The sequence below is a fragment of the Pseudomonas sp. FW305-20 genome, from assembly GCF_058788075.1.
Map to the genome: position 1 here is coordinate 168,868 of NZ_JBYTAJ010000005.1, position 25,325 is coordinate 194,192.

Annotated in this window: 19 protein-coding genes; 8 read left to right on the forward strand and 11 right to left on the reverse strand. The window is 61.2% G+C overall.

The features are described from left to right. Positions 1 to 81: 81 nt before the first annotated feature. Positions 82 to 1,011, reverse strand: coding sequence for an NAD-dependent epimerase/dehydratase family protein (locus AC3WP4_RS06630; RefSeq protein ID WP_102615741.1), 930 nt, complete (start codon positions 1,009 to 1,011; stop codon positions 82 to 84). Beyond that, positions 1,004 to 1,888, reverse strand: coding sequence for a sugar nucleotide-binding protein (locus AC3WP4_RS06635; protein WP_046047341.1), 885 nt, complete (start codon positions 1,886 to 1,888; stop codon positions 1,004 to 1,006). Before AC3WP4_RS06635 ends, AC3WP4_RS06630 begins: the two co-directional genes overlap by 8 nt. Before the next feature lie 327 nt (positions 1,889 to 2,215). Here AC3WP4_RS06635 and AC3WP4_RS06640 point away from each other — a divergent pair, with 327 nt between their 5' ends. After that, positions 2,216 to 6,532: an Lhr family helicase gene (locus tag AC3WP4_RS06640; protein ID WP_102615740.1), complete on the forward strand. Its 4,317-nt coding sequence runs from the start codon at positions 2,216 to 2,218 to the stop codon at positions 6,530 to 6,532. Between the two features lie 123 nt (positions 6,533 to 6,655). On the opposite strand, the gene AC3WP4_RS06645 is transcribed toward AC3WP4_RS06640, so the two are convergent. Then, positions 6,656 to 8,782 carry a mechanosensitive ion channel family protein gene (locus AC3WP4_RS06645; RefSeq protein WP_102615739.1) on the reverse strand — a complete coding sequence of 709 codons (2,127 nt, stop codon included), beginning with the start codon at positions 8,780 to 8,782 and terminating at the stop codon, positions 6,656 to 6,658. A gap of 355 nt (positions 8,783 to 9,137) precedes the next feature. Between AC3WP4_RS06645 and AC3WP4_RS06650 the strand changes: the two genes are divergently transcribed. The 5 genes from AC3WP4_RS06650 (at position 9,138) to AC3WP4_RS06670 (ending at position 14,548) form a co-directional block, all read left to right on the forward strand. Further along, positions 9,138 to 10,349: an MFS transporter gene (locus AC3WP4_RS06650; protein ID WP_074871301.1), complete on the forward strand. Its 1,212-nt coding sequence runs from the start codon at positions 9,138 to 9,140 to the stop codon at positions 10,347 to 10,349. Between the two features lie 212 nt (positions 10,350 to 10,561). Next, positions 10,562 to 11,488 carry a DUF72 domain-containing protein gene (locus AC3WP4_RS06655; protein ID WP_074871303.1) on the forward strand — a complete coding sequence of 309 codons (927 nt, stop codon included), beginning with the start codon at positions 10,562 to 10,564 and terminating at the stop codon, positions 11,486 to 11,488. After that, positions 11,485 to 12,282 carry an endonuclease/exonuclease/phosphatase family protein gene (locus tag AC3WP4_RS06660; protein WP_074871304.1) on the forward strand — a complete coding sequence of 266 codons (798 nt, stop codon included), beginning with the start codon at positions 11,485 to 11,487 and terminating at the stop codon, positions 12,280 to 12,282. The genes AC3WP4_RS06655 and AC3WP4_RS06660 overlap by 4 nt, the downstream gene beginning before the upstream one ends. Beyond that, complete coding sequence (clsB, locus tag AC3WP4_RS06665; protein ID WP_076029579.1) at positions 12,279 to 13,562, forward strand: cardiolipin synthase ClsB; 1,284 nt, start codon at positions 12,279 to 12,281, stop codon at positions 13,560 to 13,562. Before AC3WP4_RS06660 ends, clsB begins: the two co-directional genes overlap by 4 nt. Next, complete coding sequence (locus AC3WP4_RS06670; RefSeq protein ID WP_102615738.1) at positions 13,562 to 14,548, forward strand: lysylphosphatidylglycerol synthase domain-containing protein; 987 nt, start codon at positions 13,562 to 13,564, stop codon at positions 14,546 to 14,548. Before clsB ends, AC3WP4_RS06670 begins: the two co-directional genes overlap by 1 nt. A 44-nt stretch (positions 14,549 to 14,592) precedes the next feature. Here AC3WP4_RS06670 and AC3WP4_RS06675 read toward each other — a convergent pair whose 3' ends face one another. From AC3WP4_RS06675 to AC3WP4_RS06685, 3 genes are all read right to left on the reverse strand, one after another. Then, entirely contained in the window at positions 14,593 to 15,351 is a 759-nt protein-coding gene (locus tag AC3WP4_RS06675; protein WP_074871310.1) for an alpha/beta hydrolase family protein, read from the reverse strand. Continuing rightward, a complete protein-coding gene (locus AC3WP4_RS06680; RefSeq protein ID WP_076029577.1) occupies positions 15,341 to 16,450 on the reverse strand; it encodes a DUF3182 family protein in 1,110 nt (369 codons plus the stop codon). The genes AC3WP4_RS06675 and AC3WP4_RS06680 overlap by 11 nt, the downstream gene beginning before the upstream one ends. Before the next feature lie 207 nt (positions 16,451 to 16,657). Beyond that, entirely contained in the window at positions 16,658 to 17,650 is a 993-nt protein-coding gene (locus AC3WP4_RS06685; protein ID WP_102615737.1) for a GlxA family transcriptional regulator, read from the reverse strand. A gap of 102 nt (positions 17,651 to 17,752) precedes the next feature. Here AC3WP4_RS06685 and AC3WP4_RS06690 point away from each other — a divergent pair, with 102 nt between their 5' ends. Together AC3WP4_RS06690 and AC3WP4_RS06695 are read left to right on the forward strand one after the other, a co-directional pair. Continuing rightward, entirely contained in the window at positions 17,753 to 18,307 is a 555-nt protein-coding gene (locus tag AC3WP4_RS06690; RefSeq protein ID WP_102615736.1) for a cysteine hydrolase family protein, read from the forward strand. A 139-nt stretch (positions 18,308 to 18,446) separates the two neighbouring features. Further along, positions 18,447 to 20,651 (forward strand): OsmC domain/YcaO domain-containing protein, encoded by a 2,205-nt coding sequence (locus AC3WP4_RS06695; RefSeq protein ID WP_074871316.1) that lies wholly within the window; start codon positions 18,447 to 18,449, stop codon positions 20,649 to 20,651. A gap of 141 nt (positions 20,652 to 20,792) precedes the next feature. Here AC3WP4_RS06695 and AC3WP4_RS06700 read toward each other — a convergent pair whose 3' ends face one another. The 5 genes from AC3WP4_RS06700 to AC3WP4_RS06720 all read right to left on the reverse strand — a co-directional run bounded on the left by AC3WP4_RS06700 (position 20,793) and on the right by AC3WP4_RS06720 (position 25,277). After that, positions 20,793 to 21,482 carry a flavodoxin family protein gene (locus tag AC3WP4_RS06700; RefSeq protein ID WP_102615735.1) on the reverse strand — a complete coding sequence of 230 codons (690 nt, stop codon included), beginning with the start codon at positions 21,480 to 21,482 and terminating at the stop codon, positions 20,793 to 20,795. A 133-nt stretch (positions 21,483 to 21,615) separates the two neighbouring features. Beyond that, positions 21,616 to 22,881 carry a serine hydroxymethyltransferase gene (gene glyA, locus AC3WP4_RS06705; RefSeq protein WP_102615734.1) on the reverse strand — a complete coding sequence of 422 codons (1,266 nt, stop codon included), beginning with the start codon at positions 22,879 to 22,881 and terminating at the stop codon, positions 21,616 to 21,618. 93 nt (positions 22,882 to 22,974) lie between these two features. Beyond that, positions 22,975 to 23,154 (reverse strand): hypothetical protein, encoded by a 180-nt coding sequence (locus tag AC3WP4_RS06710; protein WP_256581187.1) that lies wholly within the window; start codon positions 23,152 to 23,154, stop codon positions 22,975 to 22,977. A gap of 24 nt (positions 23,155 to 23,178) precedes the next feature. Further along, positions 23,179 to 24,024, reverse strand: coding sequence for a YggS family pyridoxal phosphate-dependent enzyme (locus AC3WP4_RS06715; RefSeq protein ID WP_102615733.1), 846 nt, complete (start codon positions 24,022 to 24,024; stop codon positions 23,179 to 23,181). After that, positions 24,024 to 25,277, reverse strand: a complete 1,254-nt coding sequence (locus tag AC3WP4_RS06720; protein ID WP_102615732.1) for a benzoate/H(+) symporter BenE family transporter — start codon at positions 25,275 to 25,277, stop codon at positions 24,024 to 24,026. The genes AC3WP4_RS06715 and AC3WP4_RS06720 overlap by 1 nt, the downstream gene beginning before the upstream one ends. Positions 25,278 to 25,325: the final 48 nt, after the last annotated feature.

Genomic DNA, 25,325 nt, shown 5'->3' on the forward strand with positions numbered 1-25,325 from the left:
ATGCCTCAATGGACGCTCTGCGTCCGCTCTTGGGACGCGGAGCGTCCCGGGCTGCATTCCCACGCGGAGCGTGGGAACGATCTATCGTCCCAACAACCGCGCCAGGCCGACATGCATCGGTGTCTGCTCAGGGCAGGTAAAGCGCTCCAGCAAACGCTGATTGTTCGCTCGCGAGTGGCGGATGTCACCGGAGCGCGCCGGGCCATGGCTCACCGGCGGCAATGGACCGACCACCGCGTCAAGGGCTTCAAGCATTTGCTTGAGGGTCGTGGCCTGGTTCCAGCCGACATTGACCGCACCGACTTCGACCTGCGGTTTCTCGATGGCTTGCACCAGCAAGTCGACCAGGTCTTCGACGTAGACGAAATCGCGAGTCTGCTCACCGTCACCGAACACCGTGATCGGCAGGCCCTTTTGTGCGCGTTCGCTGAAGATGCTGATCACCCCGGAATACGGCGAGGACGGATCCTGGCGCGGGCCGAAGATGTTGAAGAAGCGGAAAATCACCGGCTCCAGAGCATGCTGGCGACGGTAAAAATCGAAGTAATGCTCGCTCGCCAACTTGTCCGACGCGTAGGGCGTCAACGGTGCCTTGGGCGTGTCTTCGTCAATCGACTCGCCTTCGCCATTGTTGCCATAGACCGCTGCGCTGGACGCATACAGCACTCGCTTGACGCCGGCCTGGCGCATGGCTTCACAGACATTCAGCGAGCCAATGAAGTTGCTCTGGTGAGTCTTCACCGGATCATCCACCGACGCCTGCACCGACGCCACCGCGGCCAGGTGCGCCACTGCGCTGCAACCGACCATCGCCCGCGCCACCAGCGCAGCATCGGCGACATCGCCCACGATCAGTTCGACGCCTGGATTGTCCAGCGGCAAGTTGCTGCGTTTGCCCGTGGATAGGTCATCGAGGATGCGCACCGAATGGCCCTTGGCGAGCAAGGCATCGGTGAGGTGCGAACCGATGAAACCGGCGCCGCCGGTGATTAAAACAGGGCCGTCAGCCATGGCGATAAAACCTATCCAGTAAGCCCGGGAGTGCCGCGCGCCAGGCGCGGGGCTTGATCCCGAAAGTGTGCAGAATTTTCTTGCAGGCCAGCACCGCATGTTGCGGCTCTTCGGCGGCGTCGGGCCGGGCGGCGTGAGCCTGGGCGGTCGGCGCTTCGATGGCCAGCGGATGCAGGGCGCGTGCTTCGGTGAGGATCGCCTGCCCAAGTGCCAGCGGCGTGGTCGCCTCATGCCCGGCGTAATGGTAGGTGCCCCACAGCGGCGCCGAACAATCGAGTTGCTTGAGGACCGAGATGATCACTCGGGCGGCGTCGTCGACCGGCGTCGGATTGCCCCTGCGATCGTCGGCCATCAGCAATTCTTCCGGCAGTTCGGCGCGGCCGAGGAAACGTCCGAGGGTGCCGTCGGGGCTGTCATCCAGCAACCAGCCGAATCGCAGCAACACGTGTTGCGGGCAGGTGGCGCGAACGCTTTGTTCGATCCGCCACAAGGCTTGACCGCGCAGGCCCAAGGGCACTGGTTCGTCTTTTTCGCTGTAGGCCGTCGCCCGGGAACCATCGAACACCCGATAGCTCGATGGTTGCAGCAGCACGATGTTGTGATGCTGGCACAGTTCGGCCAGACGCTCGATCGCCCGTTCCTGCCCGGCCAGACGCTGTTCGCTGACCGTCTCCGCCTGAAACCAGTCGAAATAATAGGCGAGGTTGATCAACGCGTCTGGACGGGTGTCGTCGAGCAGCTGCGTCAGGCTCGCGGCATCCCAGCCGTCTTGCGGTGGGCGGGGGGCGAGGAAGCCGATGTCTTCCTCCGCACCGAGGCGAATCAGCGCCTGCCCAAGGGCATTTCCGCCGCCCAGTAACATAAGGCGCATTCGCATAGAGTCAGCAGGCCCAGTCTGATTGAAACAATGGCTTTATCGACACCGCTCGCGGGCGATGCCGTCGATCGTTGCCGGAATCGTTGCATTTTGCGGGTTTAGTGCGCAACCGTCATCCGTAAAGTGTAGATACCTGAGTTCTGCGGCGCCTGTTCTGGCCCCTTCGCGAGCAAGCCCGCTCCCACATTGGATCTCCTGTGTACTCATAATTTGTGACCGACACCGTTCAAATGTGGGAGCGGGCTTGCTCGCGAAGGGGCCCTAAGGACCACCAGAAGTCTTGAGCGGTACTTGCAACTTCCCCGACTCGCCCGCATAAATCAGGGCATGAATCTGCCAATCCCGACGGACAGCGCCCTGGCAGGCTTCCACCCCGCCGTCAGCGCCTGGTTCAGCAGCACCTTCCCGACGGTCACCGCCGCCCAGGCCCGGGCGTGGCCGTTGATCCGCCAGCAGCGTTCGACCCTGGTCGCCGCACCCACGGGCTCCGGCAAGACCCTCACCGCGTTCCTCGCGGTCATCGACGACCTGGTCCACCGCGCAATGGCCAACGGCGGCCATCTGCCGGATGAAACCCTGGTGGTCTACGTTTCGCCGCTGAAGGCCTTGTCCAACGACATCCAGATCAACCTGCAAAACCCGCTGGCCGGCATCACCGAGCAATTACGCGCAATGGGCCTGCCCGAACTGCAGATCAACACCGCCGTGCGCACCGGCGATACGCCGCAAAAAGACCGCTCGGCGATGCGCAAGATCGCCCCACACATTCTGGTGACCACCCCGGAATCCCTTTACGTGCTGCTCGGCTCCGACTCCGGCCGGCTGATGCTCAGTACCGCCCGCACGGTGATCGTCGACGAAATCCACGCCATCGCCGCCAGCAAGCGCGGCAGTCACCTGGCCCTGAGCCTCGAGCGACTGCAAGCGCTGTGCGCGCAACCGCTGATGCGGATCGGCCTGTCTGCCACGCAAAAACCCATCGAAGCCGTCTCGCAGTTTCTGGTTGGCCGTGATCGCGCGTGCGAAATCATCGACATCGGCCACGCCCGTCCGCGAGATCTGGACATCGAGGTGCCGCCCGTGCCGTTGTCGGCGGTGATGGCCAACGACATCTGGGAACTGGTCTACGACCGACTCGCCGTCCTCGCCCGCGAACACCGCACCACGCTGATTTTCGTCAACACCCGACGCCTCGCCGAACGCCTGAGCCGTCACTTGAGCGAACGCCTCGGCAAGGACGCGGTGGCCGCCCACCACGGCAGTCTGGCCAAGGAGTTTCGTCTCGACGCCGAACAGCGCCTCAAGCGCGGAGAGCTGCAAGTGCTGATCGCCACGGCGTCCCTGGAACTGGGGATCGATATCGGTGACGTGGACCTGGTCTGCCAGATTGCCTCGCCACGCTCGATTGCCGGGTTCCTGCAACGGGTCGGCCGCTCCGGGCACCAGGTCGGCGGCACGCCCAAGGGCCGTTTGTTCGCCACCACCCGCGACGACCTGATCGAGTGCGCCGCCCTGCTCGACTGCGTGCGGCGCGGCGAACTCGACACCTTACTGATCCCCAAGGCACCGCTGGACGTGCTGGCGCAGCAGATCATCGCCGAGGTCAGTTGCCAGGAATGGCAGGAGCAGGCGCTGCTGGAGATGTTCCGCAACGCCTCGCCCTACAGCGAGCTCGACGACAAACATTATCAGGCGCTGCTGCACATGCTCGCCGAAGGCTACAACGGTCGCCTGGGCATCCGCAGCGCTTACCTGCACCGCGACGCCGTGACCCGCACCCTGCGTGGTCGGCGGGGCGCCAAGCTGACGGCCGTGACCAGCGGCGGAACGATCCCGGACAACGCCGACTACAGCGTTTTACTCGAACCCCAAGGGCTGAACATCGGCAGCGTCAACGAAGACTTTGCGGTGGAAAGCATCGCCGGGGATGTCTTCCAGTTGGGCAACACCTCCTACCGGATTCTGCGGGTCGAAACCGGCAAGGTCCGGGTGGAAGACGCTCAGGGCCAACCGCCGACCATTCCCTTCTGGCTCGGCGAAGCGCCGGGGCGCAGCGCTGAACTGTCGTTCGCGGTGGCGCGCCTGCAAGCGCAACTCGATGCGCTGCTCGGCGCCACCCCCGGTGACTTGCAGCCCGCGACTGACTGGCTGACCGACACCCTCGGTCTGAACCTGGCCAGTGCCGAACAATTAGTCGATTACCTGGCCCGCGCGCGCCTGACTCTCGGCGCCCTGCCGTCACAGGACACGCTGCTGATGGAGCGGTTTTTCGACGAGTCCGGCGGCACGCAATTGATCATCCACACGCCGTTCGGCAGCCGCATCAATCGCGCCTGGGGCCTGGCCCTGCGCAAGCGTTTTTGCCGCACCTTCAACTTCGAATTGCAGGCCGCCGCCAGCGAAGACGCCATCGTCCTGTCACTGTCCACCGGCCACAGTTTTGAACTCGATGATGTCTGGCGTTACCTGCACAGCAACAGCGCCGAGCACACCCTGATTCAAGCCGTACTCGAGGCCCCGCTGTTCGGTGTGCGCTGGCGCTGGAATGCCGGGGTCGCGCTGGCGCTGCCACGCTACAGTGGCGGGCGCAAAGTCCCGCCGCAGATCCAGCGAATGAAAAGCGAAGACCTGATCGCCAGCGTGTTTCCCGACCAGATTGCCTGCGTGGAAAACCTCGCCGGCGAACGGGAAATTCCCGACCATCCCCTGGTGGAACAAACCCTCGACGATTGCCTGCACGAAGCCATGGACAGCGAAGGCTGGCTGGCGTTGTTGCGGCGCATGGAACGCGGTGAGATCCGCCTGATCAGCCGCGACCTGCCGGCGCCCTCGCCGCTGGCAGCGGAAATTCTCAGTGCCCGCCCCTACACCTTTCTCGACGATGCGCCGTTGGAAGAGCGCCGCACTCAGGCAGTGCTCAACCGCCGCTGGAGCGATCCACAGTCCACCGACGACCTCGGTGCGCTGGATGCTGACGCGATTCAAGCCGTGCGCGAGGAAGCCTGGCCAACGCCGACGGGTGCCGATGAAATGCATGAAGCGTTGATGAGCCTTGCGTGCATCTCCGACGCCGAGGCCTTGGCTAATCCAGACTGGCTCGAATGGCTGAATGCCCTGGCCGACAGCGGTCGCGCCAGCCGCTTGCAAGTCAATGCCGGGCAAGCGCTGTGGTTGGCACTGGAGCGGCTGACCTGCCTGCAAGCGATTTATCCACAAGCGATTTTGCAGCCACCGTTGGAGGCGTTGCCCGGGTTCGATGAAGTCTGGTCGGCGGACGAAGCGGTGCTGGAAGTGATTCGTGCGCGGCTCAGTGCCTTTGGCCCATTGCCGCTGAGCGCGATTGCCGAACCGCTCGGTTTACCGACGACTCAAGTCACCCAGGCGTTGGCGCAACTGGAACGCGAAGGCTATGTGCTGCGCGGTCAATTCACCCCCGGCACGGCGGAGGAAGAATGGTGCGAACGGCATTTGCTGGCGCGGATTCACCGCTACACCGTCAAGCGTCTTCGGCGGGAAATCGAGCCCGTAGCGTTACAGGATTTCATGCGGTTCCTGTTCGATTGGCAGCATCTGTCTGCCGCGGGCCAAGGCCAGGGCAGCGCAGTATTGCCCGCGATAGTCGGTCAGTTCGAAGGCTACCCCGCCGCCGCTTCAGCCTGGGACAGCGATATTTTGCCGGCGCGAATAAAAGACTATTCAGCGAGTTGGCTGGATGACCTGTGTCGCAGCGGCAAACTGGTGTGGACGCGACTGACCGCGCGCAACAAGAGCGCCAGCACGGCGCTGCGCAGCACACCGATTCTGCTGCTGCCGCGCAGCCAGGTCGGGTTGTGGAGCGGATTGACCGAACAGACACCCGCCAGCGAGCTGTCGCCCAAGACGCAAAAAGTTTATGAAGCACTCAGCCAACACGGTGCGCTGTTTTTCGATGAGCTGACTCACGAGGCTCATCTGCTGCGCTCGGAACTGGAAATCGCCTTGCAGGAATTGGTCGGCGCCGGGTTGGTGAATGCCGACAGCTTCGCCGGGCTGCGTGCACTGATTACGCCGGCCAGCAAACGCCAGAATCGCAGCAGCCGACGCGGGCGCGGAGCGTTTGTCGGCGGCATGGACGATGCCGGACGCTGGGCCTTGCTGCGACGCGGCGCACAAGCTCCGGTTGTGGAGAATAAACGTCCGGCACCGACGCCGACCGACACCCTTGAACACATCGCCATGACCTTGCTCCGGCGTTACGGCGTGGTGTTCTGGCGCTTGCTGGAAAGGGAAGCGGATTGGTTGCCAAGCTGGCGGGAATTGCTGCGCACTTTCCATCGGCTGGAAGCTCGAGGCGAGATTCGCGGCGGAAGGTTTGTCAGTGGCTTGGCCGGTGAGCAGTTTGCGCTGCCCGAGGCCATACCATTGTTGCGCGAGGTGCGGCGACGGCCGCATGACGGGAGTTTGATTGCCGTGTGCGGAGTTGATCCACTGAACCTCGCCGGGACGCTTTTACCGGGCGCAAAAGTACCGGCATTGGCGAGTAATCGATTGGTGTATCGAGATGGGTTGCCCGCCGCTGCCGAGATTGCCGGAAAGCAGATTTTCTGGCTGGAGCTGGATCAGCAATCGACTGCCGAGCTGCACAACAAACTCACCCGACACTGATCGTTCCCACGCTCCGCGTGGGAATGCCTCAAGGGACGCTCCGCGTTCCAGCTCACGAAAGGGACGCAGAGCGTCCCGGGCTGCACTCCCACGCGGAGCGTGGGAACGATCAGCTGTGTGGGGCTATTGGGTGCGCGGCTGATCCGGCAGGAACACCGATGAATGCTCCGATGCAAGCTCATCGCCTTGCAGCGGCTCGACAGCTTGCCGGGGCATCAACACCTGCTGTGGATAAGTCTGCGCGAAATGCACCCACGGGCTGTTATCCACAAGCTTTTTCAAACGCTGGTTGAACGCTCGACTCACTGCGTATTGCCCTCCCGACACGGTGCGAAACTGTGCCGTCAGCACCACGCCGTTGAGGTCCATCTTGTCGACACCAAACACATCCAGCGGCCCTTGCAGGTTGTACTTGAGGAACGCATCGTCGCGGATGGAATCCCCGGCCTCGCGGATCAACTCGATAGCCTTGTCGACATCGGTGTCGTAAGTGAATTGCACCGAGAAGAACGCATAGGCGAATTGCCGCGATTGATTGGTCACGGCCTTGATCTGACCGAACGGCACCGAGTGCACAAAGCCCTTGCCGTCGCGCAAGCGCAAGGTGCGGATGGTCAGGCCTTCGACGGTGCCGGCGTGGCCAGAGTCGAGGACCACCCAATCGCCAATCGACAACGTGTCTTCAATGATGATGAACAAGCCGGTGATCACATCCTGCACCAGCTGCTGGGAACCGAAACCGATCGCCAGCCCCACGACACCGGCACCGGCCAAAAACGGTGCAACGTTGATCCCCAGGTTAGCCATGGTGGTGATCGCGCAGATCACCACCAGAATGATTTTGATCGCGTTGCGCAGCAGCGGCAGGATGGTTTTGATCCGGGTGCTGGGCTGGCGCGCCGAGCGTTTGCTGACGGGTGGCTTCAGGGCTTCTTGAATCGCCGTGTCCAACACCACCCAGACCATCCAGGTCACCAGGAAAATCAAACCGATGCGGCTCAGGGAATCACTGATCGCCCGGCCGACCGAATTGCTCACCGCAAATTCGAACAGCGACACCCCCCAGATGCGCCCCAGGACATCGATGAACACAATCGCCAGGGCGATGCGCAGCAACGCGTGGGAAAGGCTGAGAAAGCGTTCCTTGTAGGCACTGCTGCGACGCACTGCCAACTCACTGCGCGACTTGAACAAATGATGAAGCGACGTACTGAGAAACACCGTCGCAATCAGCAAGACAGTAGTAAACAGCGCGCAGCGAAGCACTTCCTGGTTGTCATCGCCGATGCCGATCAGGTTGATCACCGACACCAGCACCATCAACAGAATCGGCCAGTACCAGAGCCCGGAAAAGATCCGCAGCATTTCACGCAAGGCCGGCTGACTGAGGCGCTGGGCCAACGGCAAAATGCGGATCAGATGGGCGACCGGACGGCGCATCTTGATCACCAGAATGCCAAAGGTGACCGAGGCCGCCACCCCGGTGAACACCGCGACGCTGCTGGTGAGATTGCCGCCAAGCAGACGGGCGATCTGCGGGCTGGTCAAGCCGTCGCTCAGCGCCACGAGGAAGCCCATCAAAATCAGCGGTCGTGGGCTGTACTGATGAATAAGCTGCACCGCCCGGCGCTTGTGGCCAGCGTTGAACAGCACCACCAGCGACAACAGCAACGACGCGGCGAAGATGCCGCTGCTGGTGGCATAGGCGAAACACAATGCCAGCGCCCGGCCGGCGGACACTTGCAGGAAGTGGCTGACGTACAGCGTCAGCGGCAGGCTGATCAGCGCCGGAACCGTGTAGGGCAACACATAACCGAGTAACGCCTGACCGCGCTCGCGAGTCAGCAACAGGCGGTTCTGGCATAGACGTTTGGCGAGCAGACCGCCAAGCAACCAGAGCAGCGCGAAAACACCCACCCACACACCGGACAACAGCAGGAAATCCCCCGCCACGCTCCAGCTCGAACGGGACGATGGATGATTGACCAGTCGATCCACCTCAACCGCTGCCCGGTCTGCCCGCAGACGCCAGGCATCCAGCAGGTCCTCGTTGAGATCGAGTTTTCCCTGGACTTGATCAATGCTCGAACTGATCGCCCCCAGCAAACCACCCTGTACCAGCGGTTCGGGGTGGGCCAGTGGTGTCGCGGCGGTGGCCGGCACACCCGGCACTGCGGCGGCAGCCTCCAGCTCGTTGCTGCCCAGAATCGCCAATGCCCCCAGTAGTATCGCGGTCTTGAACTTGAACAAACGCGGTGCTCCTGCAAAAGGGTCTGTAAGGAACTGATCGGGGAATTGTAGGCAAGTTCGGTTTTGGCCGTGAGATTGCAAGCCAATGCGACTCCCTGTGGCGAGGGGGCTTGCCCCCGTTCGACTGCGAAGCAGGCGTAAACCCATTGTTCGCGGTGTATCTGGAGAATACCGATTGACGGGTTTTGGGGCCGCTCCGCAGCCCAACGGGGGCAAGCCCCCTCGCCACAGGTAATTTTCAGCCCGAGGTGATCTTTGCGCGCAAGGCAAATATCAAATGCCCATCCCCCTATTTTTCCGCATAACCCAAACCCCGACACTGCGCTCCATCAATCAATCCACCGGAGTTGCAGTCATGCCCATTGCCTTGCTCGCGCTGACCCTCAGCGCCTTCGCCATCGGGACGACCGAGTTCGTCATCGTTGGCCTGTTACCCACCATCGGCGCCGACCTTGGCGTCAGCCTGCCGTCCGCCGGCCTGCTGGTCAGTCTCTACGCATTGGGCGTTGCCATTGGCGCCCCGGTGCTGACCGCCCTCACCGGCAAAGTCCCGCGCAAACTGCTGCTGTTGTCGCTGATGGTGCTGTTCACCCTGGGTAACCTGCTGGCCTGGAAAGCGCCGAGTTACGAGTCACTGATCATTGCGCGGATCGTTACCGGTCTGGCCCACGGGGTGTTCTTTTCGATTGGCTCGACCATCGCCACCAGCCTCGTGCCGAAAGAGAAAGCCGCCAGCGCGATCGCCATCATGTTCACCGGCCTGACGGTGGCCTTGGTGACCGGCGTGCCACTAGGGACGTTCATTGGTCAGCATTTCGGCTGGCGTGAAACCTTCCTCGCGGTGTCTGCGCTGGGGGTGATTGCGTTCATCGGCAGCCTGCTTTACGTGCCGAAAAACATTGCCCACAGCAAACCCGCTTCACTGTTGCAGCAATTGCAGGTGCTCAAGCAACCCCGTCTGCTGCTGGTGTACGCCATGACCGCGGTCGGTTACGGCGGCTCATTCATCGCGTTCACCTTCCTGGCACCGATTCTTCAGGACATTTCCGGCTTCAGCGCCAGCACCGTCAGCTTGGTGTTGCTGGTCTACGGCATCTCGGTGGCCGTCGGTAACATCTGGGGCGGCAAGCTGGCGGACAAACGCGGCCCGATCAGCGCCCTGAAAATCATCTTCGCCCTGCTCGCTGCCGTGTTGTTCGTACTGACCTTTACCGCTGGCAGCCCATGGCTGGCCCTGGCCACCGTGCTGGTCTGGGGCGCGGTTGCATTCGGCAACGTGCCGGGCCTGCAGGTTTACGTGGTGCGTCAGGCCGAACATCACACCCCGCATGCGGTGGACGTAGCGTCGGGCCTGAACATCGCCGCGTTCAACCTCGGCATCGCCGGTGGCGCGTGGGGCGGTGGCTTGATCGTTGCTCACATGGGCTTGATCCACACCGCGTGGATCGGGGGTCTGGTGGTGTTGGTGGCGTTGGCGCTGACCGCGTGGAGCGGTCGTCTTGATCGATTAGGTCCGGCATATGCCGAATCGGTTGAAGGTTTAACCCGAGTAGTCACAGGCCACTGATGCCCCTGTGGGAGCGGGCTTGCCCGCGATGGCGGCGGCACATCCAGCGATGATGTGACTGACACACCGCTTTCGCGAGCAAGCCCGCTCCCACATTTGATCTGCGGTGTTTTGTCGAGCGTGTACCGTCCGTAGCCCCGTCGAAACTTTCTCGCCTGCCGCGCAGTCATCAAAAGACAGGGCGGTCCGAAGACCATTAGACGGGAGGCGACATGGCGGCGATCCACATCGGCATTTCAGGCTGGCGCTACACGCCCTGGCGGGGGGAGTTCTACCCGAAGGGGCTGACCCACAAGCGCGAATTGCAATTCGCCTCACGGGCGGTCAACAGCATCGAAATCAATGGATCGTTTTACGCCCTGCAACGGCCGGAACGGTATGCCCAGTGGTACGCCGAAACCCCAAGGGGCTTCGTTTTCAGCGTCAAAGCCCCGCGCTTCATCACCCACATCAGGCGACTGCGAGACATCCATAAACCCTTGGCGAATTTCTTTGCGTCGGGGGTGCTGGAGCTCAAGGAAAAACTCGGCCCGATCCTCTGGCAATTCCCGCCCAACTTCAAATTCAATGCCGAGTTGTTCGAGACCTTTCTGGAACAGTTGCCCCGCAACACCGAAGAGGCCGCCGCCCTCGCCCGCCAGCATGATTCGCACCTGAACGGTCACGCCAGCCTGAAGGCCTATGGAAAAAAGCCTTTGCGCCATGCCATAGAAATCAGAAACGAGAGCTTCGTCGACCCCGCCTTCATCCGCCTGCTCAAACGCCACAATGCTGCGCTGGTTATCGCTGACACCGCCGGTAAATGGCCGTACCGCGAGGACCTCACCAGCGACTTCGTTTACCTGCGCCTGCACGGTGCCGAAGAACTCTATGCCAGCGGTTACACCCCCGAAGCACTGAAACGCTGGGGCGACCGGATCGAGGCTTGGCACCACGGCCGGCAACCGCCCGACCCGCAGCTGATCGCCCCCCGGCAAAAGCCCAAGGCGCGCAAATCCCGTGAGGTGTTTTGCTACTTTGACAACGACATCAAAGTCCGCGCGCCCTTCGATGCCCGCCGCTTGCTGGAGCGCTTTCACCTGGATAAAGACCTCGCCACCCGCCCCGGTGAACGGGCCGCCGAAGGAGTGCTGTCATGAGCATTCCCGAACAGGTCGGCCCTCGCGATGAACAGCCCCCCATCATCACCGCCGTGCGCCGCTTCACGGTGCTGACGGTCAACACGCACAAGGGGTTCACCGCGCTCAACCGGCGCTTTATCCTGCCGGAACTGCGCGAAGCGGTGCGCAGCGTGTCCGCTGACGTGGTGTTTTTGCAGGAAGTCCACGGCACTCACGAGCATCACCCTCAGCGCTACACCAATTGGCCGGCGATGCCGCAATACGAGTTCCTCGCCGACACCCTATGGCCGCAGTTTGCCTATGGGCGCAACGCAGTCTATCCGGCGGGCGATCACGGCAATGCACTGCTGTCGAAATTCCAGATCATTCGCCATGACAACCTCGACGTGTCCATCAGCGGTCACGAAAACCGCGGCATCCTGCATTGCGTGCTGCGCCTGCCCGGTGACGGCCAGGAAGTGCATGCCATTTGTGTGCATCTGGGCCTTCGCGAAACCCACCGCACCGAACAGCTCAAGTTGCTGGCCCGGCGCCTCGAAGAACTGCCCAGCGATGCCCCGGTGATCGTTGCCGGTGACTTCAACGATTGGCGCCAGCGTGCCGACGCGCTGCTCAAACCCAGCGGTCTGCGGGAGGTTTTCGCCGAACTCCACGGCAAGCCGGCGCGCAGTTTTCCAGCGCGCTTGCCGGCGTTGCGCCTTGACCGCATCTACGTGCGCAACCTCAAGGCCAGTCGGCCGCAAGTGCTGGCCGCGCGGCCCTGGTCACACCTTTCCGACCATGCACCGCTATCGGTGGAGATCGAGCTATGAGCACCCCATCGATGGATAAAACCAACGTGGAACACTTATCCACAACTCCGCCGATCCGTGAGCCGGGTGTGGTCGACGTCGAATATGGCTGGCAAGGCAACAACCGCGTAGAGCTGCTGGAAAACGGCGAAGAATATTTCCCTCGGGTGTTCGAAGCCATGCGTCAGGCCAAGACTGAAATTCTCCTGGAAACCTTCATTGTGTTTGAGGACAAGGTCGGTAATGAGCTGCAGGAAGTGCTGATTGCCGCGGCTCAACGCGGTGTGCGAATCACCGCCAGTCTCGACGGTTTTGGCTGCGGTGAACTGAGCACGCAATACCTCAGTACCTTGAGCGAGGCGGGCGTACGCATCCAGATTTTCGACCCGGCGCCCAAACATCTGGGCATCCGCACCAACTGGTTCCGACGTCTGCACCGCAAGATCGTGGTGGTCGACGGCACGATTGCCTTCATCGGCGGTATCAACTTTTCGGCCGACCATTTGGCTGACTTCGGCCCTGAGGCCAAGCAGGATTATTCCGTTGAAGTGCAAGGCCCGGCGGTGGCCGACATCCATCACTTCGCCTTGCTGCAAAGCGGTCGCCCGGCTCGCGCCAAATACTGGTGGCAACGACGCCGGCAACGGCGCTCAGAGCTGGCGTTCACCGATCATGACGGCCAGGTTCGCCTGGTGTACCGCGACAACGGCGAGCATCCGACCGACATCGAAGAGGTTTACCGACAGGTGCTGCGCAGTGCCCAGCGTCGGGTGGTGATCGCCAATGCCTACTTCTTTCCGGGCTATCGCCTGCTGCGCGAGATCCGCAACGCGGCACGTCGTGGTGTCGATGTGCGGCTGATCCTGCAAGGCCAGCCCGATCTGCTGGCGGCCAAACTCGCCGCGCGCATGACCTATGACTACCTGCTCGAATCCGGCGTAAAGATTTACGAATATTGCGACCGTCCGCTGCACGGTAAAGTCGCGCTGGTGGATGAGGATTGGAGCACGGTCGGTTCGAGCAACCTCGACCCCCTGAGCCTGTCCTTGAACCTGGAAGCCAATGTGTTGATCCGCGATCGCACCTTCAACCGCGATCTGTACGAGCGCCTCGAATACCTGAGTAAAAACCATTGCAAGGTCATGTCCGCCGACAAGTCCCCTCGCGGGCGGCTCTGGCACATGACCGTCGGCTTTCTGGTGTTTCACTTCCTGCGGCACTTCCCGGCCTGGGCCGGTTGGCTGCCGGCGCACAAGCCGCGCCTGAAACCCTTTTCCCATTCCGCCGGGAGTGACACCTGATGAGCCACTCTGATACGCAACCGGCGACCCATGCCGAAACGCCGCGCAAATCCCGCTGGAGCCGCTGGAAACGGCCTCTGACCATGCTGTTTTTCCTGGCGCTGATCGTCCTGTTCACGATGCTTGCCCAGCGCATCGAATGGGATGAAGTGTTCCACAACCTCACCGAGTTCAAGGTGCGCACGCTGATCATCGCGTCCGCTCTGACCGTGGTGAGTTTTCTGGTCTACGCCTGTTTCGACCTGATCGGTCGTACCTACATTCGCCAGGACCTGACCTGGAAGCAGATCTTGCCGGTGGGGATTATCAGCTATGCCTTCAACCTCAATCTGAGCGCTTGGGTCGGCGGTGTTGCCATGCGTTATCGGCTGTATTCGCGACTCGGGGTGAGCAAGGGCAACATCGCGAAAATTCTCGGGTTGAGCCTCGCGACGAACTGGTTCGGTTACATGGTGATTGCCGGTGCCGTGTTCAGCAGCGGACTGGTGCGAATGCCGCCAGGCTGGAAGCTGAGCAGCGGTGCGTTGCAAGGTGTGGGCGTGTTGTTGCTGGTGTTGAGCGCGTGCTATCTGGCCGCGTGTCAGTTTTCCAGGCGGCGGGAGTGGGCGATACGCGGGGTGGAAATCAACCTGCCGTCGTTGCGCATGGCGGTGCTGCAACTGGCCCTCGGGGCGCTGAACTGGTCGCTGATGGCGGCGGTGATTTTCACCTTGCTGCCGAGCAAGCTCGATTACCCGCTGGTGCTTGGGGTGTTGCTGATCAGCGCGATTGCCGGGGTCATCACGCACATACCTGCCGGGCTCGGCGTGCTTGAGGCGGTGTTCGTGGCGCTGCTGCAACATGAAGCGTCCCGAGGCAGCCTGGTGGCCGGATTGCTGGCCTATCGAGCGATCTATTTCATCTTGCCGCTACTGATTACCCTGGTGATGTACCTGATCGTGGAAGCCAAGGCCAAGTCGTTGCGGATCGAGAAGAAGCCGGGATGACGCCATCGCGACCCGACTTGCCCGCGAAGAATCCACCGCCAAACTTACGTCGATTGGATAATGCTCAATCGCTCGCCCACCACCATCTCGGTGATCCAGCCCACCAAAATCGAGGTGTACGCCTGTTGCGAAACAGGCTCGCTCAAGGCGTGATCGGCGCCGTCGATAATCCGGTGGGTCAGCGAGTGAGTCTGCTGACAGGCCGCACGGTAACTCATGATGGTCGCGTGGGGCACATAGTCGTCGGTCTCGGATTCGACCAGCAGCACATCACCGGTAAATTGCGAACACGCGTGCAGCGCACGGTTGCTGTCGGCGCGCACTAGCGTGCTGCGGTAATCACGTAGATCGAGCTTGTCCAGTTCACGTTTGGGCGTGTGCCATTGATCATCGCGATACAGCGCCGGCACCCGTAGCGCCAACCAGCGCACCGGGCGCAATGAGGTCAGGATCGAGGCCAGGTAACCGCCATAACTGGTGCCGACCACGGCAATCGCCGAGGTGTCGAGCGCCGGGTGCGCGAGCAAGCGGTCATACGCCGCCAGCAGGTCGCGCAGATTGTCTTCGCGGGTGACTCGATTGAGCGCAATACCGGTCCCGCCGGCGTGCCCGCGCAAGTCGAACGTCAGGCACACGCAACCCAGACCGGCGATGCCTTTGGCCCGTTCCAGGTCCCGCTCCTGGCTGCCGCCCCAACCGTGTACAAAGAGCACGCCGGGCACTTTTGATTTGGGGCTGAGAAAAGTCCCGATCATCTGTTCATCGTCGATGTCGATCTGAATGGTTTCGCTTCTAGCCGTCATAGGATTTAACCGTTACGTACTTGAGGAGAAAGTCACTGTTTTGCGCCGGCCCGCGATACACCTCGATGGCGTCTGCCGGCAGCGGCTGATCGGTGTAGGTCTCGACCGATGACACGCGAATGGCGCGCATCCCGGGGTCGTTGAGGAAACTCTGCAAGGCGGCCACTTCAGCGCCGCTGGCACCGCCGATCCGCCAGGACTGCTCGAGCACACCGCTGCGCTGTTTGCCGTTACTGTCCACGCCTTGGGCAATGTCGTAGTTGCGCCGCGAAGCGTAGAAACGGGGAAAAGCCTCATCCGCGGCACGGTCGAACACTTGCGCCTGGTGGATCGCCAGCCGGACGTCGTCCGGCAGTTCCAGTTCGAGCAGATCATCGTAATGACCCCGCACTACCAGCAAGTTGGACCCTCCATAAACCTGCTCGCCCTGACCGTCTTCAGTCAAGTATTGATCACCGCAATAACTCAGCACCGTGTCGCCGATAAAACTCTGACCGACGCTGTGGGTGATCACGTGATCCAGGTCCTGCTCCAGCACCACACCTTCGGTGAACAGCGTTTTAGCATCGGGTCTGGCAAGGAAGGCATCGAACTGGTCGAGGCTTTTGATCACTTCCTGACCGCGCCCGGCGCAGGCATGAATAGGCTTGATGCGGATCGGGCCGGTGTAGAGCAGGTGCTCTGCCGCGGGCCGCGCATCGTCCATGGAAAACACACTGAGACCGTCGAGCACCACGCTGCGCACACGTTCGGAAAACAACGGTGACCAGCCTTGCGGAGCGTGAGCATTTTTGTTGCGCAACCCGTGACTGATGGCCTTGGTGCAGATGAAATCATGCTCGACGTAACCGCCCCACATATCCTCCGGCCCCTTGACGCCTAACTGCCGGGCGGCAGCAGCGCCAACAAGGGTCTGGGTCGGCAACAGATACAGCTCTCGCCCGTTGTGCAGTGCCGGGTCGTAACTGCCGCCGTATTGAAGCCCCAGGATCTGCGCCAGCCAACGGGCCAGCGCACGATTGGTTTCCACTTCGTGCAACGGAGCATCGGCGTGCACGGAATGGGCGACCACCAGTTTCTTGCGATTTGCTGGGGTCATGCGTCCCCCTTCAATCTGCGCTTGATGAATGTAGTTGAAGGGGTGCAGAGATCAGGCCAACGGGGGCTCAGGACAAACGTTTTCCAAATCAGCCAGTTGCGAAAAACATGATGGCACCCTGCCTGTTTGATTCTGCACGACAGCCTTCAACATTCCGGCATTTTGCACGACCGAAGCCGTACACATTTTTGATCTGTTGTGATCTGGCTACCGAGTTACGGCAGTCGGTGTCACCCCAAACCGTGTCCGGTAATCACTCGGCGCCAACCCGGTAATCTTCTTGAACGTCGCCCGAAACGCACTCGGATCCTGATACCCCACCGTCCAGGCAATGTGATCGATGGTGCCGTTGGTAAATTCGAGCATTTCCCGGGCTTTGCCGACCCGCAGGTGCTGGCAATACTCGGTGGGCTTGAGCCCGGTTGCCGCACGAAATCGACGCAGGAACGTGCGCTCTTCCAGCCCTGCCCGCTCGGCCATCGTTGCCAGCGACACATCGGTCGCTCCGGTGCTCTGCAGCCAATGCTGGACCTTGAGAATCGAAGCGTCGCCATGGCTGAGAATGGGTGAAAAATTGCTGCCGCACTCACTCGCGCTGTCGCTGTGTTCCACCACCAGAAACCGCGCGGTACCGGTGGCGATGCTCGGCCCCAGCAGGCGGTTGACCAGGCGCAAACCCAGTTCGGACCAAGCCATCAGCCCGGCGGTGGTGATCAGGTCGCCGTCGTCGACGATGGGCGTGTCGGCCTTGAGCTTGATCGCCGGATAACGCTCGGCGAAGGCCTTGGCCGAGGTCCAGTGAGTGGTGGCGCTGCGACCGTCGAGCAGGCCGCTCTCGGCCAACAGAATAGACCCCACACAAACCCCGCCGAGTGTCGCGCCATTGGCGTGTTGCTGACGCAGCCAGCGAACCAGCCCCTGCGGGGCCTGGCCTTCGGAAAAACCGCCGATCGACGGCGGGATCAGCACCGCCACCAACGCACCGCCCGCAGTGGGATGACTGTCGTAGACCCGCTCGGGCGCCTGATCGCCATCAACCTGCCAATGGCTGACCCGCAGCAACGGCAATTGCACCGCCTGATGCTCGGCGGCAATCCGGTTCGCCACCCCGAACAAGTCCGTCAACCCATGCACCGCCGCCATTTGCGCACCCGGATAGATCAGCACGCCCAACTCGGCGATTGGCCTTTGTGCATCCATTGTCAGTTTTCCCCCTTCTATTGTCGGTGCGGCCAATCCTCGGACAGCCTGCCAGACCCAATACTTCACTCCACACCCAACAAGCACTTCGAGGAAACAGTCATGGCCAAGCAAGCACTCATCGTAGTCGATATCCAAAATGACTACTTCCCCCAAGGCAAGTGGCCGCTGGTCGGCGCCGACGCTGCTGCGGACAACGCCGTTCGTCTGCTCAAAGCCTTTCGCGACGCCGGTGATTCGGTGGTGCACATCCGCCACGAATTCACCTCCGACGAAGCGCCCTTCTTCACTCCGGGCTCAGAAGGCGCGAAGCTGCACCCCAAAGTCCTCAACCGTGCCGACGAGCCGGTCGTGCTCAAACACTTCGTCAACTCGTTCCGCGAAACCGGTCTGAAATCGATCCTCGACGAGCAAGGCATCAAGGAACTGGTGATCGTCGGCAGCATGAGCCACATGTGTATCGATGGCATCACCCACGCCGCCGCCGACTTTGGCTACACCGTCACAGTGATCCACGACGCCTGCGCTACTCGTGACCTGGAGTTCAACGGCGTCACAGTTCCGGCAGCCCACGTGCACGCTGCCTTCATGTCAGCCCTTGGTTTTGCCTACGCCAGCGTAGTGTCCACTGATGAGTTCCTGGCGGCGCATCACTGATCAACGCTTGCAATCCGACATTCCCGAAACAAGGAAGGCCAGTCGCGTGCGCACGTGACTGGCCTTTTTTCTGAGACTTACGGCCGAAAAGCCGGATAATGGCGACCAAATCGTCTAGCCGTTATTCTGGTAATCCCCCATGGAAATCAAGGTCAACTTTCTCGACAACCTTCGACTTGAAGCCAAGTTCGACGACTTCACGGTGGTGGCCGATCAACCTATCCGCTACAAAGGCGATGGCTCGGCACCGGGTCCGTTCGACTACTTCCTGGCGTCGTCGGCGTTGTGTGCCGCCTACTTTGTGAAGTTGTATTGCAGCACGCGCAATATCCCCACCGAGAACATCCGCCTGTCGCAGAACAATATTGTTGACCCGGAAAACCGTTACAACCAGATTTTCAAGATCCAGGTCGAGCTACCGGCGGACATCTCCGACAAGGACCGCCAAGGCATCCTGCGGTCCATCGACCGTTGCACCGTGAAAAAAGTGGTGCAAGCCGGGCCTGAGTTTGTGATCGAAGAGGTGGAAAACCTCGACGCCGATGCCCAGGCGTTGCTGATGCCTGCGTCCAATTCAGAGGCGCACACCTATATCGCGGGCAAGGATCTGCCGCTGGAGCAAACCATCGCCAACATGTCGGCCATCCTGGCGGACCTGGGCATGAAGATTGAAATCGCTTCGTGGCGCAATATCGTGCCCAACGTGTGGTCGCTGCATATCCGCGACGCGCACTCGCCGATGTGCTTTACCAACGGCAAGGGTGCGACCAAGGAAGGCGCGTTGGCGTCGGCGTTGGGCGAGTTTATCGAGCGACTCAACTGCAACTTCTTCTACAACGACCAGTTCTGGGGCGAAGACATCGCCAACGCTGCGTTTGTGCACTACCCGGACGAACGCTGGTTCAAGCCTGGCCGTAAAGATGAGCTGCCGACTGAGATTCTCGACGAGTATTGCCTGAAGATTTACAACCGCGACGGCGAGCTGCGTGGCTCCCATCTGATCGATACCAACTCGGGCAATGAAGAGCGCGGCATCTGTTCGTTGCCGTACGTGCGCCAGTCGGACGGCGAAGTGGTGTACTTCCCGTCCAACCTGATTGAAAACCTGTTCCTGAGCAACGGCATGAGTGCCGGTAATACACTGGCCGAAGCCCAGGTGCAGTGCCTGTCGGAGATCTTCGAGCGCGCGGTAAAGCGCGAAATCATCGAAGGCGAATTCGCACTCCCGGATGTGCCGGCCAGCGTGCTGGCGAAGTACCCCGCCATACTGGCCGGTATTCAGGCACTGGAAGAGCAGGGATTCCCTGTGTTGGTGAAGGATGCGTCCCTGGGGGGTGAATTCCCGGTGATGTGCGTCACGTTGATGAACCCGCGTACCGGCGGTGTGTTCGCCTCGTTCGGCGCGCACCCGAGCCTGGAAGTGGCGCTGGAACGCAGCCTGACCGAATTGCTGCAGGGCCGCAGCTTCGAAGGCCTCAACGACCTGCCCCAGCCGACGTTTGAAGGCCATGCGGTGACCGAGCCGAACAACTTCGTCGAGCACTTTATCGACTCCAGCGGCGTGGTGTCGTGGCGCTTCTTCAGTGCCAAATCGGATTACGAATTCGTGGAGTGGGACTTCTCCGGCCAGGGTGAAAACTCGAATGCCGAGGAAGCCGCGACCTTGTTCGGCATTCTCGAAGGCATGGGCAAGGAAGTGTACATGGCGGTCTACGAGCATATCGGCGCCAAGGCCTGCCGCATCCTCGTACCGGACTATTCGGAAATCTATCCCGCGGATGATCTGATCTGGGACAACACCAACAAAGCGCTGTTCTTCCGTGCCGACATCCTCAACCTGCATCGCCTGGACGAAGAAGAACTGCAATCGCTGGTTGAACGTCTGGTGGAAAGTGAGCTGGACGACTACACCGACATCACCAGCCTGATCGGCATCGAATTTGACGACAATACGGCGTGGGGCCAGCTGACGATCCTGGAGTTGAAGCTGCTGATTTATCTCGCCTTGCAGCAATATGAAGAGGCGAAAGAGGCGGTAGAAATGTTCCTGCAGTACAACGACAACACGGTTGAACGCGGCTTGTTCTACCAAGCGGTCAATGTGGTGCTGGAGATGAAGCTGGACGAAGACCTGGAACTGGAAGACTACGAGGCCAATTTCCGCCGGATGTTTGGCAACGAGCGCACGGATGCAGCGATCGGATCGGTAGACGGCAGCGTGCGTTTCCATGGCTTGACGCCGACCAGCTTGAAACTGGAGGGGCTCGACAGGCACCTGCGGTTGATCGATAGCTATAAGAAACTGCACTCGGCACGGGCCAATGTGACCGCGTTATTCAGTTAATAGCGCCAACAAAAAAGCGAAGCCAGATGGCTTTGCTTTTTTGTTACTGACTGGAGAACTGCGCGTTTCGCCGAAGCGGCAAAGCGGATTTTCGATCTGTGCCATTTATCAGATATCTGATCCCACCGATTGAATAAGGGGTCAGTCTTTAAATTGCTTCCATTCGTCGATCCCTGCGAGATTGCGCCGCCGGTTTTCCTGTGCATCGATCCTCTGGGAAGGAAACTTGTCTGCACCGACTGCCCAACGTGCCGTCGCTCGCGCCACCCTACGTCCAAAGCGCTCCGCGCTAAGCCTGTCGCCTGGATGCGGAGCGTTCTCCGCCGTGCCCTCATTCAGGCTTTGAGTCATCAGGCCTAGCCATGATCCGTTGACGTTCACGTCGTTGAAACCGCCATCGGGATAGTTGCCACCCGGCAAATCCCCGGCGCTTACCCACATCATTCCCATTTGCGCCGCGAAGATCGACATCTGCTGCAGCGTTACGAGCTTGTCGCCGGAGCGCGCTCCAGAGTTTGTGAACCCGGCGGCGATCTTGTCCTTCCACTCCTGGCTACGCCAAGGCGCGATACCAGCCTCGAGGAACAGCTTGAACAATCCATGGGCCGACCCCATGTAGGTGGGCGCACCAAAGATTATGGCGTCAGCCTCCGCTAGCCGGCTCATGACAGCATCATCACGCCACCTGCCATCACTACCGATCTGAGCGGGCACAATCTCGATGAGTTCGGCACATGTTCCCGCAACCATTGCTGCGCCTTGCTGGACATGCTCCGCGACAGTCCGTGTGTGTCCTCGTCCGGATGAATACACAATTACGACGATAGTCATTTATTTCTCCTGATTAGGACTGCCACTGGATACGGGTTGGTGCCGTAACTCTAAGACAACAGGTCACTATTCGCGAGGGCTAAAACCGTTGAACACCCAGCCACCACCCGATCACGCAATGGCCGGGCCGGACTCAGCGATAGACCGGAAAACGACGGCACAGCGCGACAACCTGTTCGCGCACGTGGTGCTCGACCTTGTCGCTTTCACCGTTTTCCAGGGCGTCCAGTACGTCGCATAACCAGCCGGCCACTTGCTCGCAAGCCTCCACATCAAACCCGCGGGTGGTCACCGCCGGGGTGCCGATACGAAGGCCGGAGGTCACAAACGGTGAGCGCGGGTCATTCGGCACCGAGTTTTTGTTGGCGGTGATAAAGGCACTGCTCAGGGCCGCGTCGGCCTCCTTGCCGGTGTATGGCTTGTCGGACAGGTCGATCAGCATCATGTGGTTGTCGGTGCCGCCCGAGACGATCTTGTACCCGCGCTTTTGCAACACCCCGGCCATGGCCCGGGCGTTGATGACCACTTGGGTCTGGTAAATTCTAAACTCCGGCGCAAGCGCTTCCTTGAACGCCACGGCCTTGGCCGCGATCTGGTGCATCAGCGGCCCACCCTGTACGCCGGGAAACACAGCGGAGTCGAGCTTTTTGTAGAAAGCTTCATCCTGTCCCTTGGACAAAATCAAACCGCCGCGTGGCCCGCGCAGGGTTTTGTGCGTGGTGCTGGTGACCACATGCGCATGGGGAAGCGGGTCCGGGTATTCGCCCGCGGCGACCAGCCCGGCGACGTGGGCCATATCGACCCAGAAGATAGCCCCTACCTTGTCGGCAATGCTGCGCATGCGTGCCCAGTCCTTGTACCGCGAATACGCGGAAAAACCACCGATCAACATTTTTGGGCGTGTCTGCAGTGCGATGCGCTCCATCTCGTCATAGTCAAGAAAGCCGGTTTTCGGGTTCAGTCCGTAAGGCACGATGGTGTAGTGACGCCCCGAAAAGTTGGCCGGGTTGCCGTGGGTCAGGTGACCGCCCTGGGCCAGGTTCATGCCCATCACCGTGTCACCGGGGTTGATCAGTGCCAGGAAGACCGCCGCGTTGGCCTGGGCGCCCGCATGGGGTTGCACGTTGGCGTAGTCGCAGTCGAACAAGGCCTTGACCCGCTTGATGGCCAGCCGCTCGGCCACATCGACGTATTCGCAGCCGCTGTAATAGCGCTTGCCGGGGTAGCCTTCGGCGTACTTGTTGGTGAGCACCGTGCTCTGGGTTTTCATCACCAGCGGGCTGGCATAGTTTTCCGAGGCGATCAGCTCGATATGGTCTTCCTGGCGATGCTCTTCGTTGTGAATCGATTCATACAGCTCAGGGTCGAAAGCGTTGAGGGTCAGCGTCGAGTCGTACATGGGCAAAGTGTCCTTGGTCAAGAATTCAAGCGGAGGGTGACAGCAGGCGCGTGATGCGCGCGGCGATGTCGTCGATCTGTGCGTCATCGCAGATCAGCGGCGCCCGTGAAAACTGTTGTCCATCACCAACACTTGCGGCTGGGTCACCTGCTCCTGCCATGGGATACGAAACAGGTTGGTCGTGTGCAGCAACACCGTGGCGCCCTGGCCTCGGCTGAACGAAACCGGTTGTCGGGCGGAGGTGTGCATGAGGTAAGCGGGTGCGGCGGGCATTGCGGACCTTCCTGTAGAGGGGGATCAACGGCTGGGAGTGATCGACAACAACGTGTCTTCACTGAGGGGGCGGGCATCGGCGGTCGGCCAGTAGTAGGTATCCGGCATGGCTCGGGCGCCGAAGATCGCCTGTCCGACGCGCACCACGGTCGCGCCCTCTTCAATGGCGATTTCAAAGTCGCCCGACATGCCCATCGACAGCTCTTGCAGCGACACCCCATCAGGGGCGCAATGACGCAAGCGGTCGCGCAATTCACGCAGCCGGACGAAGCATGGGCGCACCCGCACCGCGTCGGCCGAGAACAGCGCCAGCGTCATCAACCCGCGAACCCGCAGTGTCGGGAACGCTGGCATAGTCTCCAGGAAAGCCGCCACGTCATCGGGCGCCAGCCCGTACTTGCTGGCTTCGCCTGAGGTATTGACCTGGACGAACACGTCCATCTGCCGACCTTCAATGCGCAGGCGACGGTCCAGCGCCTCGGCCACCCGCAGGCTGTCCAGGGCCTGGAACTCACTGGCGAAGCGTGCGACCTGCTTGGCCTTGTTGGTCTGCAAGTGGCCGATCACCGACCATTGCAGGTCTTGCAGGTCGGTCATGGCTTCCCACTTGCGCTGTGCTTCCTGCACCTTGTTCTCGCCCAGCAGGCGGCAACCGGCGGCATAGGCCAGACGCAGATGAGCTTCATCAAAGGTTTTGCTGACCGGCAGCAAGCGCACACCGGCCGGGTCCCGCCCTACCCGATGGCACGCCTCGACAATGCGTTGCTGCACGGCGGCCAGGTTGCGGCGAAAGTCTTCGACACTGTCGGCCTGTGGGTAACGACCATGGCGCGCATGCAGGATGTTGAGGTCTTCGGTTTGATCAGGCATCAGTTGGCCGCTCCTTTGGTGGGCACTGCAACCGGTTCGGCCTGTGGCACCACAGTCTTTTCACGACGCGGCAACTGCCCATTGAGCACGGCGTAGGCCGCCAGGCCGATGACCAGGCCCCAGAACGCGCCGCCGATGCCCAACAGGGTGATATTGGCCGCGCAGGCCAGAAAGGTGATCAGCGACGCTTCCCGCGATTTCACGTCCGCCATGGCATTGGCCAGGCTCGCGCCGAGGGTGCCCAACAGTGCCAGCCCGGCCAGGGTGGTGATGAAGGTCGCCGGGAAGGCCATGAACACCGCCGCCAGGGTCACGCCGAAAATCCCCACCAGGATGTAGAAGATGCCCGCGGCCACGCCTGCGATCCAGCGCTTGGACGGGGCTTCAGACGCTTCCTTGCCAGTGCAGATGGCAGCCGTGATGGCCGCGATGTTGAAGGCATGGGAACCGAACGGCGCCATCAGCAAAGAACCCAGCCCGGTCACGCTGAGGATCGGGTTGGCACTGGTGTTGAACCCGTCATTGCGCAGCACCAGCATGCCCGGCATGTACTGCCCCGTGAGGGTGATCAGAAACAGCGGCAACGCCACGCTCAACAACGCATTGACCGAGAACTCGGGGCGTGTGAACACCGGTGTCGCAAACTCCAGCGCCAGCCCCGTGAAATCCACGCGCCCCTGCATCAGCAGAAAGCCAAGCCCCAGCACCAGAATGCCGACCACCGCATAGCGCGCACTCAAGCGCTTGAACGCGATGTAGGCGCCGATCAACACCCCGACCAATAACGGGTCGACGCTCATGCTGGCGAACGCACCGATGCCGAACTGCAACAAGATGCCGCCCAACAAGCCCGCTGCCACACCGGGCGGGATCAGGCGAACGGCTTTTTCAAAGTAGCCGGACAAGCCCAGCAGCACGAACGCTGTAGCCGAAATCATGTACGCCCCGATGGCCTCGGCGTACGGTGTGGTCGCCAAGGCGACGATCAAGAAAGCCGCCGCCGGGGTCGACCAGGCGGTGATGATCGGCTCGCGGCTCACCCAACTGAGGAACAGCCCGGTCACCCCTACCCCGATCGACACTGACCAAACCCACGACGCCGTCAACTCAGGGCTGAGCCCTGCGACCTTGGCGGCCTGAAACACCAGGATGAAGGTGCCGCCGTAATTGACGATCACCGAAATCAGCCCGGCAACCACCGGGTGCAGCAGGTCCCGCAGACGCAGGGACGAAAGGAATTGAGTAGATGACATAGGTCTTGGCTCCTTGCTGGACGATGTAATCCGGCCGCTGGCAAGCGA